This is a genomic window from Streptomyces sp. NBC_01460 (assembly GCF_036227405.1).
Lineage (GTDB): Bacteria > Actinomycetota > Actinomycetes > Streptomycetales > Streptomycetaceae > Streptomyces.
In genome coordinates, this window is sequence record NZ_CP109473.1 from 2,150,277 (window position 1) to 2,165,929 (window position 15,653).

General features: G+C 71.7%; 12 protein-coding genes. 6 read left to right on the forward strand and 6 right to left on the reverse strand.

Going from position 1 to position 15,653, the window contains the following annotated elements; genetic code table 11:
* Nucleotides 1-150: 150 nt before the first annotated feature.
* From OG488_RS09575 to OG488_RS09590, 4 genes are all read left to right on the forward strand, one after another.
* Entirely contained in the window at nt 151-1,476 is a 1,326-nt protein-coding gene (locus OG488_RS09575) for a DUF2252 domain-containing protein (protein ID WP_329227764.1), read from the forward strand.
* Between the two features lie 60 nt (nt 1,477-1,536).
* On the forward strand, nt 1,537-2,262 hold the full coding sequence (locus tag OG488_RS09580; RefSeq protein ID WP_329227766.1) for a hypothetical protein: 726 nt from the start codon (nt 1,537-1,539) through the stop codon (nt 2,260-2,262).
* Between the two features lie 49 nt (nt 2,263-2,311).
* Entirely contained in the window at nt 2,312-3,127 is an 816-nt protein-coding gene (locus tag OG488_RS09585) for a DsbA family protein (RefSeq protein WP_329227768.1), read from the forward strand.
* 165 nt (nt 3,128-3,292) lie between these two features.
* Complete coding sequence (locus tag OG488_RS09590; protein ID WP_329227770.1) at nt 3,293-4,957, forward strand: alkaline phosphatase D family protein; 1,665 nt, start codon at nt 3,293-3,295, stop codon at nt 4,955-4,957.
* 84 nt (nt 4,958-5,041) lie between these two features.
* On the opposite strand, the gene OG488_RS09595 is transcribed toward OG488_RS09590, so the two are convergent.
* Nucleotides 5,042-5,620 carry a dienelactone hydrolase family protein gene (locus OG488_RS09595; RefSeq protein WP_329227772.1) on the reverse strand — a complete coding sequence of 193 codons (579 nt, stop codon included), beginning with the start codon at nt 5,618-5,620 and terminating at the stop codon, nt 5,042-5,044.
* 37 nt (nt 5,621-5,657) lie between these two features.
* Here OG488_RS09595 and OG488_RS09600 point away from each other — a divergent pair, with 37 nt between their 5' ends.
* Nucleotides 5,658-6,803 carry a mechanosensitive ion channel family protein gene (locus OG488_RS09600; protein ID WP_329227774.1) on the forward strand — a complete coding sequence of 382 codons (1,146 nt, stop codon included), beginning with the start codon at nt 5,658-5,660 and terminating at the stop codon, nt 6,801-6,803.
* A gap of 46 nt (nt 6,804-6,849) precedes the next feature.
* On the opposite strand, the gene OG488_RS09605 is transcribed toward OG488_RS09600, so the two are convergent.
* From OG488_RS09605 to OG488_RS09625, 5 genes are all read right to left on the reverse strand, one after another.
* Nucleotides 6,850-8,436 (reverse strand): Na+/H+ antiporter, encoded by a 1,587-nt coding sequence (locus OG488_RS09605; RefSeq protein WP_329227775.1) that lies wholly within the window; start codon nt 8,434-8,436, stop codon nt 6,850-6,852.
* 111 nt (nt 8,437-8,547) lie between these two features.
* A complete protein-coding gene (locus tag OG488_RS09610) occupies nt 8,548-9,024 on the reverse strand; it encodes a GNAT family N-acetyltransferase (RefSeq protein ID WP_329227777.1) in 477 nt (158 codons plus the stop codon).
* Nucleotides 9,021-9,962: an RluA family pseudouridine synthase gene (locus OG488_RS09615; RefSeq protein WP_329227779.1), complete on the reverse strand. Its 942-nt coding sequence runs from the start codon at nt 9,960-9,962 to the stop codon at nt 9,021-9,023. The genes OG488_RS09610 and OG488_RS09615 overlap by 4 nt, the downstream gene beginning before the upstream one ends.
* Before the next feature lie 23 nt (nt 9,963-9,985).
* The gene (lspA, locus tag OG488_RS09620; RefSeq protein WP_329227781.1) at nt 9,986-10,594 is read right to left on the reverse strand and encodes a signal peptidase II; all 609 of its coding nucleotides are present in this window, start codon (nt 10,592-10,594) and stop codon (nt 9,986-9,988) included.
* 143 nt (nt 10,595-10,737) lie between these two features.
* A complete protein-coding gene (locus OG488_RS09625; protein WP_329227783.1) occupies nt 10,738-11,451 on the reverse strand; it encodes a TraR/DksA family transcriptional regulator in 714 nt (237 codons plus the stop codon).
* A gap of 574 nt (nt 11,452-12,025) precedes the next feature.
* On the opposite strand from OG488_RS09625, the gene ileS reads away from it, so the two are divergent.
* The gene (gene ileS / locus OG488_RS09630; protein WP_329227784.1) at nt 12,026-15,175 is read left to right on the forward strand and encodes an isoleucine--tRNA ligase; all 3,150 of its coding nucleotides are present in this window, start codon (nt 12,026-12,028) and stop codon (nt 15,173-15,175) included.
* The last annotated feature ends 478 nt before the right edge of the window (nt 15,176-15,653 follow it).

The window sequence follows — 15,653 nt, forward strand, 5'->3', positions numbered from 1 at the left end:
GGCGGGTGGTGACGGCTTGGGGGGACAGCGTGGAAGTCTACGTCTCCGAGGTGACGGACGACGGGCACTCCGGGGTACGGTCGCGCGTTGGAAGAGCGGGGACGCCCGTCCCATTTGTCATGAACGCCAGTTACCAGGAGGCACCGAACGATGTCGGACACGCAGACCGGCGCGGAGCAGCGCGGGGAGCAGATTCTCGCCGTTTTCGACACCGCGTTCGGGCAGCTCCTGGCCGCCGACCCCGCAGCCTTCCGGGTGAAGTTCCGCAAGATGGCGGGCTCCGCCTTCGCCTTCTACCGGGGCTCGGCCGGTCTGTTCTACGCCGATCTGGACCGCGAGCAGAACACCGGCGCCTACCTGGACGAGCGCACGAGCAGGGTCTGGATCCACGGTGACCTGCACGCCGAGAACTTCGGCACGTACATGGACGCCAACGGCCGGCTCGTGTTCAACGTCAACGACTTCGACGAGGCGTACGTGGGGCCCTTCACCTGGGACCTCAAGCGCTTCGCCGCCTCCGTCGCCCTCATCGGCTACGCGAAGGCGCTGGGCGACGACCAGATCACCGAGCTCGTCCGGGTCTACGCCGCCGCCTACCGGGAGCGGATCCACGCCCTGGCGACGGGCGCCAAGAACGACGAGGTGCCGCCCTTCACCCTGGACACCGCCGAGGGCCCGCTGCTCGGCGCGCTGCGCGTCGCCCGGGGCCTCACCCGGTTCGGGCTGCTGGACTCGATGACGGAGATCAGGGACTTCGAGCGCCGCTTCACCGCCGACGGCGGCGCGATCGACCTGGACGCGGCGACGCGGTACAAGGTGCTCGCGGCGTTCGACGGCTACCTGGAGACGCTGCCCGAGTCGAGCCTGGCGCGGCCCGACTCGTACCGGGTGAAGGACGTCGTCGGCCGCCGGGGCATCGGCATCGGGTCGGCGGGCCTGCCCTCGTACAACATCCTCCTGGAGGGCAACAGCGACGCCCTGGAGAACGACGTGGTGATCTACCTCAAGCAGGCGCAGACCCCCGCCGTCTCCCGGCACATCACCGACGCGTCCGTCCGGGAGTACTTCCAGCACGAGGGCCACCGCACGGTGATCTCGCAGCGTGCCCTCCAGGCGCACGCCGACCCGTGGCTGGGCTGGACCGAGCTGGACGGGTCCGGGCAGCTGGTGGCCGAGGTCTCCCCGTACGCGGTCGACCTGGACTGGTCCGACATCGACGAGCCGGAGGAGATCGCGGCGGTGGTCGCCGACCTCGGCCGGGCCACGGCCACGATGCACTCGGCGGCGGACGACGAGAGCGGGCACTCGCTGGTGCCGTTCTCCACGGAGCGCGCGATCGACGCGGCCATCGCGGCCGACGAGGAGGGCTTCGCGGAGCTGCTGACCGACTTCGCGCACAGCTACGGCGCCCGGGCGCGGGCCGACCACCAGATCTTCGTGGACCTCTTCCGCAACGGCCGTATCCCGGGTCTGTAGTCCCGGATCCCACCGGCCCTTAGGGACCGCTTACAGGAACGCATGGCACACTCTCCGGCGATGGACGTATCAGGGACGCAGATCAGAGCGGTACGCGCGGCGCTGTTCACCGCGCTCGTCGTCACGCTCTCGTCCGCGTCCCATGTGCTGCTCTCCCGGGTGCCGCTGCCGATGACCGCTGTCGCGCTGCTGGCCGGGGCGGTCTTCGCCGTGGCGTTCGCGCTGGCGGGCCGGGAGCGCGGCTTCGGGGCGATCGCCGGGCTGCTCGTCCCGCTGGAGCTGGCGGCCGACACGGTGTTCACCACCGGCCAGCACCTCTGTTACGGAGCGGCGGGCGGCCCGATCGCGGGTCCGCTGCGCTCCGTGGGCGTCGACGTCCTCTGCGGTGGCGAGGCCGGGTCCGGTTCCGACACGCTCTCCGGCGTGGCGGCGGTCGGCACACCCCTGGCCGGGGTGGCCGACGGCGGGGACCACGCCGCCGCCCTGCTGGCCTCGCCGGGACCCGCCGTCCCGTGGCTGCTGCTCGCCGCGCACGTGACGGTGGGCCTGCTCGCGGCCGCCTGGCTGCGGCGCGGCGAGTCCGCGCTCGCGGGGCTGGTGCGCTCGGCGGCGGCCTTCGCCTTCCGGCCCCTGCTCACCGCGGTCGCCGTCGTGGGTGCGCCGCGGCGCCCCGCACGCTCCGGCGTCCGGCGCGCCGGACGCCCGCACCCGCTCGCCCCCGCCCGCTTCCTGGTGCACTCCGTGGGACGGAGGGGCCCGCCGCGCTCGGCCTGCATCCCTGTCTGAGCACGCGGTACGACCCCCTGAGCCACCCCCACCCCTACGGAGCATCCTCATGAGCAGTCGCAACAGCCAGGCCAACAAGTCCGCCGCCCGTGAGCGGCTGCGCGTGGAGCGCGAGCGCCAGGCGAAGAAGGACAAGGCACGCAAGCAGATCGTCGTCGGCGTCTCGGTCGTCGCCGTGCTGGCGATCGCCGGCGGTGTCAGCTACGGCGTGATGCAGCTGAACAAGCCCTCCGCCTGGGAGGCCGCGGCGGACGCGAAGAACGTCACCGCACCCAAGAACACCTCGGGTGACGACGGCACCACCGTCGTGATCGGCGAGTCGAGCGCCAAGAAGACCCTTGAGCTGTACGAGGACTCGCGCTGCCCGATCTGTGCCACGTTCGAGCAGACGGTCGGCGAGACCGTGGCCAAGGACGTCGACGCCGGCAAGTACAAGATCAAGTACGTAGGCGCCACGTTCATCGACAACTCCGACAGCGGCGAAGGCTCGAAGAACGCCCTGAGCGCCCTGGGCGCGGCACTCGACGTGAGCCCGGAGGCCTTCCTGGAGTACAAGACCGCCCTGTACTCCGCGAAGTACCACCCGGAGGAGACCTCCGACAAGTTCGCCAAGGACAGCTACCTGATCGAGGTGGCGGACACGGTGGACGCGCTGAAGGGCAACAAGGCGTTCCAGAAGAACGTCGAGGACGGTACGTACGACGCCTGGGCGATCAAGATGTCCAAGGCGTTCGACAAGAGCGGGGTGCAGGGCACGCCCACCCTCAAGATGGACGGCAAGACGCTCACCGCCGAGGGCAGCGAGAACGCCCCCATGACGGTGGCCGACTTCGACAAGGCGATCACCAAGGCGCTCAAGGGCTGAGACCCTCCTGCGGTCCTCCTGCCGTGAAGGCCGGAGGACCGACGGGAAAAGCCGCGGCCCGGCGGGGGCGGTCGGCGTGACTCCGGGCGTCATCCGGCCAACAGGCGGGCGAACTTCCTTTGTTCGCCCGCCTGTTCGCCGTACCCGCCAGTAGGGTGATCGCCCGTGACCAGACGACACCTCTCCGCCGCACCCACCCGCCGCACGGTCGTCAAGGCCGCCGCAGCCACCGCGGTCGCCGGCTCCGTGCTGACCGCCACCGGTGCCCGGGCCGCCGACGGCCCGGTCTTCCTGCACGGCGTCGCCTCGGGCGACCCGCTGCCCGACGGCATACTCCTGTGGACCCGCGTCACCCCCTCCGCCGACGCCCTGCCCGGCTCAGGCCTGGGCGCCGACACACCGGTGGCCTGGGAGATCGCCGAGGACAAGGACTTCTCCCGGATCGCCGCCCGGGGCACGGCCGTCGCGCGCGCCGGCTCCGACCACACCGTCAAGGCCGACGTCCGGGGACTGCGCCCGGCCACGGCGTACTGGTTCCGCTTCTCGGCGGCGTCCGGCGGCGCCGGGGGCGGGCAGTCCGTCCTCTCCCCCGTCGGCCGCACCCGCACGGCGCCCGCCGCCGGGGCCCCGGTCACCGGGATCCGCTTCGGCGTGGTGTCCTGCGCCAACTGGGAGGCGGGCTGGTTCTCCCCGTACCGCCATCTCGCGGCCCGCGCCGACCTGGACGCCGTCCTGCACCTGGGCGACTACATCTACGAGTACGCCTCGGGCAGCTATCCGACCCAGGACACCGTCGTACGCCCGCACGCCCCGCTCCACGAGATCCTGACGCTCGCCGACTACCGGCTGCGGCACGCCACGTACAAGACGGACACCGACCTCCAGGCGCTGCACGCCACCCACCCGGTGATCGCGATCTGGGACGACCACGAGTTCGCCAACGACGCCTGGTCGGGCGGAGCCGAGAACCACACCCCGGGGACGGAGGGCGCGTGGGCGGCCCGGGTGGCCGCCGCGAAGCAGGCGTACTTCGAGTGGATGCCGGTCCGCGCGTCCACCGAGGGCACCGTCTACCGGCGGCTGAGCTTCGGCGGCCTCGCCGAACTGCACCTGCTCGACCTGCGCAGCTTCCGCTCGGAGCAGGCGTCGGTCGGCGACGGCGCGGTCGACGACCCGGACCGCACGGTCACCGGGCGGGCGCAGCTGGACTGGCTGAAGGCCGGGCTGGCCTCGTCGGACGCCGCCTGGAAGCTGGTGGGCACCTCGGTGATGATCTCCCCGGTCGCCTTCGGCTCCCTGCCCGCCCATCTGCTGGCACCGCTGGCGGAGCTGCTGGGGCTCCCCTCGGAGGGGCTGGCGGTCAATGTCGACCAGTGGGACGGCTACACGGACGACCGCAGGGAACTGATCTCCCATCTGCGGGACAACGCCGTCCGGGACACGGTCTTCCTGACCGGTGACATCCACATGGCGTGGGCCAACGACGTGCCGGTGAAGGCGGCGACCTATCCGCTGTCCGCCTCGGCGGCCACCGAGTTCGTCGTGACGTCGGTCACCTCGGACAACCTGGACGACATCCTGCGGGTCGCCCCCGGGACGGTCTCGGTGATCGCGGCGACCGCGGTCAGGGCCGCCAACCGCCATGTGAAGTGGGTCGACATGGACGGCCACGGCTACGGCGTCCTCGACGTGACGGCCGAGCGCTCGCAGATGGACTACTACGTGGTCTCCGACAAGACGAGCCGGGACGCGACGTCGTCCTGGGTCCGCTCGTACCGCACGCGCCGCGGCACGCAGAAGGTCGAGAGGGCCGACGCCCCGGTGCGCTGACCCGCAGCGGTCCGCGGCCGGTCCGCACGGCCCGCAGGGACCGCGAAGGGGCCGCGCACCGGGGTGTGCGGCCCCTTCCCGCCGCTACAGGGTGGCCAGGAAGCCGAGCGAGACCTTCCAGGCCAGCGAGGCCGCGTCCTGGTCGAAGTCGGGCAGGTCCGGGTCGGTGAAGAGGTGCCCGGCGCCCGGATAGCGGTAGATCTCGACGTCCGCTCCGGTCCGCTGCATCTGGAGGTACCAGCTGTTCAGCCAGTCGTGCGACTCGAACGGGTCGGGGTCGGCCACGTGCAGCTGGACGGGCAGTTCGTCCACCGTGGCGCTCTCCGCGATGTCCGACGTGCCATGGAGGAGGAGCAGACCGCGCGCCTTCGCGTCGCCGAGCGCGAGGGTCTGCGCGACGGACGCGCCGAAGGAGAATCCCGCGTACACGAGGCCCTGGTCGGAGTAGGGCGCGGCGGCCAGGACGGCGCGCTTGAGCAGCTCGTCCTTGCCCACCTGCTCCTTGAAGGCCATTCCCTCCTCGACGGTGTCGAAGGTGTGCCCCTCGAAGAGATCGGGCACGCGCACCTCGTGCCCGGCCGCACGCAGCCGGTCGGCAGCCGCGTGCACAGCGGGCCGCAGACCAAAGGTCGAGTGGAAAAGCATGATGTTCATGAGGCCCATGTTGCCAGCTGTGCCCCGACGCTTGGAGGACGAGGGAATGGAGAACATACTGCCGCTGGTGGTGGTGGTCGGCGGATCACTGGTGATCACGCTGGTGGTGGGGTGGCTGGTCGATCTGCTGCTGCGCCGCGCCGACAGCCGCCACCACGAGACACCGTTGTGGGGTCTGCTGCGGCGCTGCCGGCCTCCCCTGCAGGTGGTGCTCTGCACGGCGCTGCTGCGGGGCTCCTTCACCCAGCTCCGGTTCGAGCCCGTCCGTGACCACCGCGCCGTGATCGGCCAGGTCCTGACCCTGACCCTGATCGCGGCCTCGGCCTGGCTGGTCATCCGCATCGCGGCCACCGTCGTGGAGTCCTCGTACGCCCGGTACGCGTCGGCCTCCCGCGACGCCGCCCGCGTGCGCCGGGTGCGCACCCAGGTGGCGCTGATCCAGCGCGTGGTCACCGCGGTGGTGGCGACGGTCGCGATCGCCGCGATGCTGCTGACCTTCCCGGCGATGCGTACGGTCGGCACCTCGATGCTGGCCTCGGCCGGTGTGATCGGCATCGTCGCCGGTGTCGCCGCACAGTCGACGCTCGGCAATCTCTTCGCAGGGTTCCAGATCGCCTTCGGCGACATGGTGCGGATCGGCGACACGGTCGTGGTGGACGGGGAGTGGGGCACGGTCGAGGAGATCACCCTGACCTTCCTCGCGGTGCGCACCTGGGACGAGCGGCGGATCACGATGCCTGTCTCCTACTTCACCAGCAGGCCGTTCGAGAACTGGTCGCGCGGCGGGGCGCAGATGACCGGCACGGTCTTCTTCCAGCTCGACCACTCGGCGCCGGTCGCGGCGATGCGCGACCGCCTCCGGGACATCCTCGGCGACTGCGCGGCCTGGGACGGCCGTGACTGGTCGCTGGCCGTCACGGACACCACCCCGACCACGATCGAGGTACGGGCGGTGGTCACCGCGAAGGACGCGGACGACATCTGGACGGCACGCTGCGCGGTGCGGGAGCAGATGATCGGCTGGCTGCGGGACAACCACCCGTACGCGCTCCCGCGGATCCTCACGGCCCCCGCCTCGCTGACCCCCGGCGACCACTGGCCGGAGCTGACGGGCGCCGTCGAGCAGCGGGGCCGGCAGGGCGACGGCGTAGCCCCGGGCCTGGACAAGGCGCCCCGCACGGGCCGCGGCTGACAGGGTCCCGGCGTGCGGTGGGCCGCCGGGCCGTACGCGGGGCCGGTCAGTGCAGGCTGCGTACGTCCAGGTACCGCAGCACCCGGTCCACGACCTCCGGGTCCGAGCCGGGCTCGCTGCGGGCGGAGAGCACCTCGTGGCGGGCCGCCGAGAGCAGCTCACGCTGCACCCGGCCGACCGCCCTGAAGCGCTCGGCTCGCTGGGCGTAGGCCTCACGGCGCTCCTCGTCGACCATGTCGGGGCTGATCCGCGCCCCGATGTCGTACGCCGCGCGCTGCAGCCGCTCCTGGACGTCCTCGGGGAAGTCCTCGACCTCCTGGATCTCCTTGAGCCGGCGCTTCGCGGCCCGGGCGGCGCGGATCGCGAGGTCGCGCTCCAGGGCCTGTTCGGCCTCGGTGTCCGCGCCGACACCGAGCCTCCGTACGAGCCACGGCAGGGTCAGGCCCTGGAAGACGAGGGTGGCCATGATGACGGCGAAGGCGATGAAGACGATCTCGTCCCGGCCGGGGAAGGGCTTCCCGTCGTCCGTCTCCAGGGGGATCGCCAGGGCCAGCGCCACCGACGCCACCCCGCGCATCCCCGCCCACCACATGACCACGGTCTCCCGCCAGCTCGTGGGGATCTCCTCGCTGTAGTCGCGGCGGGTGTGCAGCCGCTTGGCGAGCCAGGTCGCGGGCAGGAGCCAGAGGAGGCGCACGCCGACGACGACCGCGACGATCGCCAGGCCCCAGCCCACGAGCTCCAGCTCCCGGCCGTCGGCGGTGCCGAAGACGCTGTGGAGTTCCAGCCCGATGAGGCCGAAGGCCACGCCGGTCACGAGGGTGTCGACGATCTCCCAGAAGGACCGGCCGGTCAGGCGCCCGAGGACGTCGTCGGCGTCCGCCGTGTGCTCCGCGAGGAAGAGCGCCGTGGTGAGGACCGCGAGCACACCGGAGCCCATCAGCTCCTCGGCGAGCACGTAGCTGACGAAGGGCACCAGCAGGCTCAGGCCGACCTGGAGCGTGGCGTCGCCCAGCAGTCCCATCAGCTTGATGGTCAGCCAGCCGAGCACCAGCCCGACCACCACGGCGACGACCGCGGAGAGCACGAGGAGCCCGAACGCCTCGGGGAGCGAGAAGGTGCCGCTGACGGCGGCGGCGATGGCCACGTGGTAGAGGACGATGGCCGTGACGTCGTTGAACAGCCCCTCGCCCTCCAGGATCGAGACGAGCCTGCGCGGCAGTCCGACCGAGCCGGCGACCGCCGTCGCGGCGACGGGGTCGGGCGGGGCGACGAGCGCGCCCAGGGCCACGGCGGCCGCGATGGGCAACCCGGGGACGATCGCGTCGGCGACCGCCGCGACGGCCGCCGTCGTGACGAAGACGAGGGCGACCGCCAGCAGGAAGATCGGCCGTCTGTTGGCCGCGAACTGCCTCCACGAGGTGCGCTGCACGGAGGCGTAGAGCAGCGGGGGCAGGAGGGCGGGGAGGATGATCTCCGGCGGGATGTCCACGTCGGGGACGAAACTCGCGAACGCCATGCCGATCCCGGCGAGGGTCATCAGCACGGGCGCGGGCAGACGCAAACGCTGCCCCAGTGGCACCGAGACCACCGCTCCGAGGAGAAGCAGGAGCAGGAGTGCCATCTGGTCCACGTGGTGCCTTCCGCAGCGTGCCGGGCCCCGACGCCGTCGATCAGCCGGCCGGGGCTCCCAGCGTGCCACGCGGGGCCCGCCGTCCTACGGCACCCCCTGCGGGGCGCGCGGTCAGAGGGTGCGGCGCATGGCCCGGTGCGGCATCCCGGCGTCCGGGAACTCGGGGCCGTACGCGGTGTAGCCGAGCCGCTCGTAGAAGCCGAGCGCGTGGGTCTGGGCGTGCAGGTCGACGGCGGCCAGGCCCAGCGCGCGGGCCTCGTCCTCGATGGCGCGGACCAGTGCCGCTCCGACGCCCAGACCCCGGGCCTCACGGGTCACGGCGAGCCGGCCGAGCGACCCGACGGTGTGGTCGCCACCGGTCTTCCCCTCCGCGGCCTCGCCGTGCAGCAGCCGTCCCGTACCGAGCGCGGAGCCGTCCGCGGCCACGGCGAGGACGTGCACCGCCGTCGCGTCGTGGGCGTCGTACTCGATGTCCTCGGGCACCTGCTGCTCACCGACGAAGACGCCCTTGCGGACCTGGAAGCAGGCGGCGAGGTCGCTCTCCTCGACGGCCCTGCGGGTGGTGTACGGGAGGGTCGCGGCGGTCACTGGCTCTCCGCGGAGATCGTGTCGAGCGCGTGGCGCAGGTCGTCCGGGTAGGTGCTCTCAAACTCGACCCAGCCGCCGTCGGCCGGGTGCTCGAAGCCGAGCCGGACCGCGTGCAGCCACTGGCGGGTCAGGCCGAGACGCTTGGCCATCGTGGGGTCGGCGCCGTAGGTCAGGTCGCCGACGCAGGGGTGCCGGTGGGCGGACATGTGCACGCGGATCTGGTGGGTGCGCCCGGTCTCCAGCTTGATGTCGAGCAGGCTGGCCGCGCGGTACGCCTCGATGAGGTCGTAGTGCGTCACGGAGGGCTTGCCCTCGGCGGTGACGGCCCACTTGTAGTCGTGCTGGGGGTGGCGGCCGATGGGTGCGTCGATGGTGCCGCTCATCGGATCCGGGTGGCCCTGCACCAGCGCGTGGTACTTCTTCTCGACGACCCGGTCGCGGAACTGCGCCTTGAGCAGGGTGTAGGCCCGCTCGGACTTGGCCACGACCATCAGGCCGGAGGTGCCCACGTCCAGCCGGTGCACGATGCCCTGGCGCTCGGCGGCGCCCGAGGTGGAGATGCGGTAGCCCGCCGCGGCGAGACCGCCGATGACGGTGGTACCGGTCCAGCCGGGGCTCGGGTGGGCGGCGACGCCGACCGGCTTCATGATGACGACTATGTCGTCGTCGTCGTGGACGATCTCCATGCCCTCGACGGGCTCGGCGACGATCTGGACGGGAGCGGGTGCCTGGGGCATCTCCACTTCCAGCCAGGCACCGCCGTGCACCCGCTCGGACTTCCCGGCCACCGCGCCGTCCACCTGGACCTTCCCGGCAGCGGCCAGCTCGGCGGCCTTGGTGCGGGAGAAACCGAACATCCGGGAGATGGCGGCGTCGACACGCTCGCCCTCCAGGCCGTCGGGTACGGGCAGGGTGCGGACCTCGGGATACGTACTCACCAGTCGAGTATGCCTTGCGCCCGCTAGTCCTTGTGCACGGTGCCGTCGGGGTCCAGGCCCTTGAAGGAAAGGATCACGATGAGGATTCCGCCGCACACGATCGCCGAATCGGCGAGGTTGAAGACGGCGAAGTGGGCGGGGGCGATGAAGTCCACCACCGCGCCCTCGAAGACGCCGGGCGCGCGGAAGACGCGGTCGGTGAGGTTGCCGAGCGCTCCGCCGAGCAGCAGCCCCAGGGCGATGGCCCAGGGCAGGCTGTAGAGCTTGCGGGCGAGCCGCACGATGACGATGATCACGACGGCCGCGATGGCCGTGAAGATCACGGTGAACGCCTCGCCGATCCCGAAGGCGGCACCCGCGTTGCGGATCGCGTCGAACTTCAGCCAGTCGCCGAAGATCTCGATGGGCTCCTCGTGCTCCAGCTTCGCGACCACGAGCATCTTGCTGCCCAGGTCCAGGAGGTAGGCCAGGACGGTCACGACGAGCAGGACCAGGACCTTCTTCCCGCCCCGGGCCGCCGGCTCGCCGTCGGCCGGGCTCGAGCCCCCGGCGGGCTGCTGGGGCTCAGCCCCGTCGGCCCCCTCGGCATCAGGGATGTCCGGCGTACCGATGATGCGCTCCGCCTCTGTCACGTGAGTCCCTCAACCTAGGTGCCTGACTGAGGACGAGGGTACGACACACCCGGGCGGCCAGGGGCCTCAGGCCCCCGGACCGTGCCGGGCTTCCGCCGCCGGGACCACGCGTCCGGACCGGGACCGGCCGGGACCCGTGCGTCCTAGCCGCGCCGCTCCTGCTTCTGCTTGTCCTCCACACAGAGCGTGGCCCGGGGGAACGCCTGCATCCGCGCCTTGCCGATCGGCTTCCCGCAGACCTCGCAGAGCCCGTAGGTCCCCGCGTCGAGCCGGGCGAGGGCGCGCTCGGTCTGGTCCAGGGTCTCCTGGGCGTGGGCCGCCAGGGACAGCTCGTGCTCGCGGGTGATGTTCTTCGTGCCGGTGTCCGCGTCGTCGTCGCCGGCCCCGTCACCGGAGTCACGCATGAGCCCGGCCAGTGCCGCGCCCGACGCCTCCAGCTCGGTACGCAGTCTGAGGACCTCGCCGGTCAGCTCGGTACGGGCCGCGTCGACCTCCTCCGGGGTCCAGGGGTCCTCCCCCGGCCTGACCGCGAGGTCTCCGGGCGCCGTCGCTGTCGCGGTGCCCTCTCCTGCCGTGGTCCCTGCCGCGCTCTTCTTGGCTGCCACCGTGTGGGCTCCTGTCTGCTCGGCGGCCCGGGCCGCCCCCGTTGCCGTCTTCGACGCCTTCTTGGCTGCGCTCTTCTTCGCCGCGGTCTTCTTCGCCGCGGTCTTCCTGGCCGCGCTCTTCTTCGCGGCCGGCTTCTCCTGGTCCGTCTCCGGACCGTCCTCCTCGCCCGCGCTCCCGGTCTCCTCCTCGGCAGCCGCAGCCGTGGAACTCTCGGACGCCGTTCTCGATACGGCGGTCTTCTTCGCCACCATGGCCGCGGCCCCTTCACATATTGTGATCTTGCACGCGAATCGTGCTGGGACGATAAATCGACCCCAGCCCCACGGCAACGGGGCACGCCGCCGGTCGCCCCTCCCCGCGGCCGGGCAGTGGCGCGCCTGCAACCGTTGTGCCCAGCTCCCCGCGCGGTAATCCGCCCGCGCACGCTCTCCAGGACTCCCCGCGTCCCGACTGGCCATTCGGGTGCAAGCCCTTACCGCGGGCCGCCGCCCCGAAAACCGGTCGGCCGCCGCCCGCACGGGCCCGTACACTGGCCGCAGCGAGAGGCATGGACGGGACGAGTAGCGTCGTACGCAGCCAGGAGCGACCCGGGGACGGTGGGAGCCCGGGGGCGAGCGCGCCGTGAAGATCACCCCGGAGCCGCCGGAAGAAAGCCTCGGACCGTGGGCCCGCCCACGGACACGAGGCGACTAGACCCGGCATCGCGACCCCAATGAGGGGGCCACGGGCGTACGCCCGGGGCCAAGGAGGGTGGTACCGCGGGAGCCGATCCGGTTCTCGTCCCTCCGACGGAAGTGGAAGACGTCCGCCGGAGGAAGCCCGCACATGACATCGCCGCAGTACCGCCAGGTACCCGCCCAGGTCGACCTGCCCGCCCTCGAGCACGCCGTGCTCGACTTCTGGCGCGACAACAAGGTCTTCACCAAGAGCCTCGAACAGTCCGAGGGCCGCCCCGAGTGGGTCTTCTACGAGGGTCCGCCGACCGCCAACGGCATGCCCGGGGCCCACCACATCGAGGCCCGCGTCTTCAAGGACGTCTTCCCGCGCTTCCGCACCATGCAGGGCTACCACGTGGGCCGCAAGGCCGGCTGGGACTGCCACGGGCTGCCGGTCGAGCTCGCGGTGGAGAAGGAGCTGGGCTTCAACGGCAAGAAGGACATCGAGGCGTACGGCATCGCCGAGTTCAACGCCAGGTGCCGTGAGTCCGTGACCCGTCACACCGACGCGTTCACCGAGCTCACGACCCGTATGGGGTACTGGGTCGACCTCGACGACGCCTACCGCACGATGGACCCGGAGTACGTCGACTCCGTGTGGTGGTCGCTGAAGGAGATCTTCAACAAGGACCTGCTGGTCCAGGACCACCGCGTCGCCCCCTGGTGCCCCCGCTGCGGCACCGGCCTCTCGGACCACGAGCTCGCCCAGGGCTACGAGACGGTCGTCGACCCCTCGGTCTTCGTACGCTTCCCCCTGACGAGCGGACCGCTGGCCGGCGAGGCCGCGCTGCTCGTCTGGACGACGACCCCCTGGACCCTCGTGTCCAACACCGCCGTCGCCGCGCACCCCGACGTCGACTACGTGGTCGCGACGGACGGCGTGGAGAAGCTCGTCGTGGCCCGGCCGCTGGTCGGGAAGGCCCTCGGCGAGGGCTGGGAGCTCACCGGTGAGACCTTCACCGGCCGTGAGATGGAACGCTGGACGTACGAGCGCCCCTTCCAGCTCGTCGAGTTCCCGAGCGAGGCGCACTTCGTCGTCAACGCCGAGTACGTCACGACCGAGGACGGCACGGGTCTGGTCCACCAGTCCCCCGCGTTCGGCGCCGACGACCTCCTGGTCTGCAAGGCGTACAACCTGCCGGTGGTGAACCCGGTCCGCCCCGACGGCACCTTCGAGGAGGACCTCCCGCTGGTCGGCGGCGTCTTCTTCAAGAAGGCCGACGAGGCCCTCACCGAGGACCTGGACGCGCGCGGCAAGCTCTTCCGCCACGTCCCGTACGAGCACAGCTACCCGCACTGCTGGCGCTGCCACACGGCCCTGCTGTACTACGCGCAGCCGTCCTGGTACATCCGCACCACCGCGGTCAAGGACCGGCTCCTCCAGGAGAACGAGAAGACCAACTGGTTCCCGGAGTCGGTCAAGAACGGCCGCTTCGGTGACTGGCTGAACAACAACGTCGACTGGGCGCTGTCGCGCAACCGCTACTGGGGCACCCCGCTGCCCATCTGGCGCTGCGAGGACGGCCACCTGACCTGTGTCGGCTCCCGCGCCGAGCTCTCCGAGCTGACCGGCCGCGACCAGTCGGAGCTGGACCCGCACCGTCCGTTCATCGACGAGATCACGTTCACCTGCTCGCACGAGAGCTGCCAACTGGAGGCGTACCGCGTCCCGGAGGTCATCGACGCCTGGTACGACTCGGGTTCGATGCCGTTCGCGCAGTGGGGCTACCCGTACAAGAACAAGGAGATCTTCGAGAGCCGCTACCCGGCGCAGTTCATCTCCGAGGCGATCGACCAGACCCGGGGCTGGTTCTACACCCTCATGGCGGTCGGGACGCTGGTCTTCGACAAGTCGTCGTACGAGAACGTGGTCTGCCTGGGCCACATCCTCGCCGAGGACGGCCGGAAGATGTCCAAGCACCTGGGCAACATCCTCCAGCCGATCCCGCTGATGGACCAGCACGGTGCCGACGCGGTGCGCTGGTTCATGGCGGCGGGCGGCTCCCCGTGGGCGGCACGCCGCGTGGGCCACGGGACGATCCAGGAGGTCGTCCGCAAGACGCTCCTCACGTACTGGAACACGGTGGCCTTCCAGGCCCTCTACGCCCGTACGTCGAACTGGGCACCGTCGGCGGCCGATCCGGCACCCGCCGACCGCACGGTCCTGGACCGCTGGCTGCTGAGCGAGCTCGGCACCCTGGTGGAGGAGGTCACCGCCGCGCTGGAGGGTTACGACACCCAGCGCGCCGGCAAGCTGCTCTCCGCGTTCGTCGACGACCTGTCCAACTGGTACGTCCGTCGCTCGCGCCGCCGCTTCTGGCAGGGCGACAAGGCGGCGCTGCGCACGCTGCACGAGGTCGTGGAGACGGTCACCCGGCTGATGGCCCCGCTGACCCCGTTCATCACCGAGCGGGTCTGGCAGGACCTGATCGTGCCCGTCGCCCCGGACGCCCCGGAGTCGGTGCACCTGTCGTCCTGGCCGAAGGCGGACCCGGCGTCGATCGACCCCGCGCTCTCCTCGCAGATGGCACTCGTACGCCGCCTCGTGGAGCTCGGACGGGCCACGCGCGCCGAGTCGGGGGTCAAGACCCGCCAGCCGCTGTCGCGCGCCCTGGTCGCGGCCACGGGCTTCGAGACGCTCACGCCGGAGCTGCGCGCCCAGATCACCGAGGAGCTCAACGTCTCCTCCCTGGCCTCGCTCTCCGAGGTCGGCGGCTCGCTGGTCGACACCACGGCCAAGGCGAACTTCCGCGCGCTGGGCAAGCGGTTCGGCAAGGGCGTCCAGGCGGTGGCCAAGGCCGTCGCGAACGCCGACGCGGCGGCGCTGTCGCTGGCCCTGCGTGAGGGCACGGCCGCGGTCGAGGTCGACGGCGAACAGATCACCCTCGCCCCCGACGAGGTCATCATCACGGAGACCCCGCGGGAAGGGTGGTCGGTGGCGTCCGACTCGGGCGCGACGGTCGCCCTGGACCTGGAGATCACCCCGGAGCTGCGGGCCGCGGGACTGGCCCGTGACGCGATCCGGCTGATCCAGGAGGCGCGCAAGAACAGCGGACTGGACGTGGCGGACCGGATCGCGGTCCGCTGGACGTCGGCCTCCGCGGAGACGGCCGAGGCCCTGACCGCGCACGCGACGCTGATCGCGGACGAGGTCCTGGCCCTGGACTACGCGCAGGGTGAGGCGGACGACACGTACGGCGCCCCGTTCGAGGACGAGGGCCTGGCCCTCACGTTCCGCCTGCGCAGGACGACCACGTAACCAGCACGCCCCAGGGCCCCTCCGGCAGAACCTGCCGGAGGGGCCCTTTCCGTCTACGCACGACACGCCGTCCCCTGCCCCCCTTCCGGCAGCCCCGCCCAAGCCTTTCCGGCGATGGCTTTCTAGCCCCTCCGGCGATCGAGTAGCAGGGCCCGGGGCAGAGCCCCCATCCCGGCCCCCTTTCAAGCCCCTCCGGCGATCAAGGAGCGGGGTCCGGGGCGGAGCCCCCCAGCTCGCCCCGCTCCTCAAGCCCCTCCGGCGATCCAGGAGCAGGGCCCGGGGCAGAGCCCTCACCCCGGCCCCCTTTCAAGCCCCTCCGGCGATTGAGGAGCGGGGTCCGGGGCGGAGCCCCGGTTACGGGAAGGGGCGGGGAGGGGATCAGCCACGCGCAGCGGCCCCGCCCCGCCGCGAACCGGGCACGGCAGAGGGCCGGGCCCCGGGGAAACCCCGGGGCCCGGCCCTCTGCCTGCCGACGGCT

Coding starts and splice junctions, on each gene's coding strand:
- OG488_RS09600 (WP_329227774.1), top strand. CDS start 5,658: ATGGAGAACATACTGCCGCTGGTGGTGGTGGTCGGCGGATCACTGGTG.
- OG488_RS09625 (WP_329227783.1), bottom strand. CDS start 11,451: ATGGTGGCGAAGAAGACCGCCGTATCGAGAACGGCGTCCGAGAGTTCC.
- OG488_RS09595 (WP_329227772.1), bottom strand. CDS start 5,620: ATGGGCCTCATGAACATCATGCTTTTCCACTCGACCTTTGGTCTGCGG.
- OG488_RS09585 (WP_329227768.1), top strand. CDS start 2,312: ATGAGCAGTCGCAACAGCCAGGCCAACAAGTCCGCCGCCCGTGAGCGG.
- ileS (WP_329227784.1), top strand. CDS start 12,026: ATGACATCGCCGCAGTACCGCCAGGTACCCGCCCAGGTCGACCTGCCC.
- OG488_RS09575 (WP_329227764.1), top strand. CDS start 151: ATGTCGGACACGCAGACCGGCGCGGAGCAGCGCGGGGAGCAGATTCTC.
- OG488_RS09580 (WP_329227766.1), top strand. CDS start 1,537: ATGGACGTATCAGGGACGCAGATCAGAGCGGTACGCGCGGCGCTGTTC.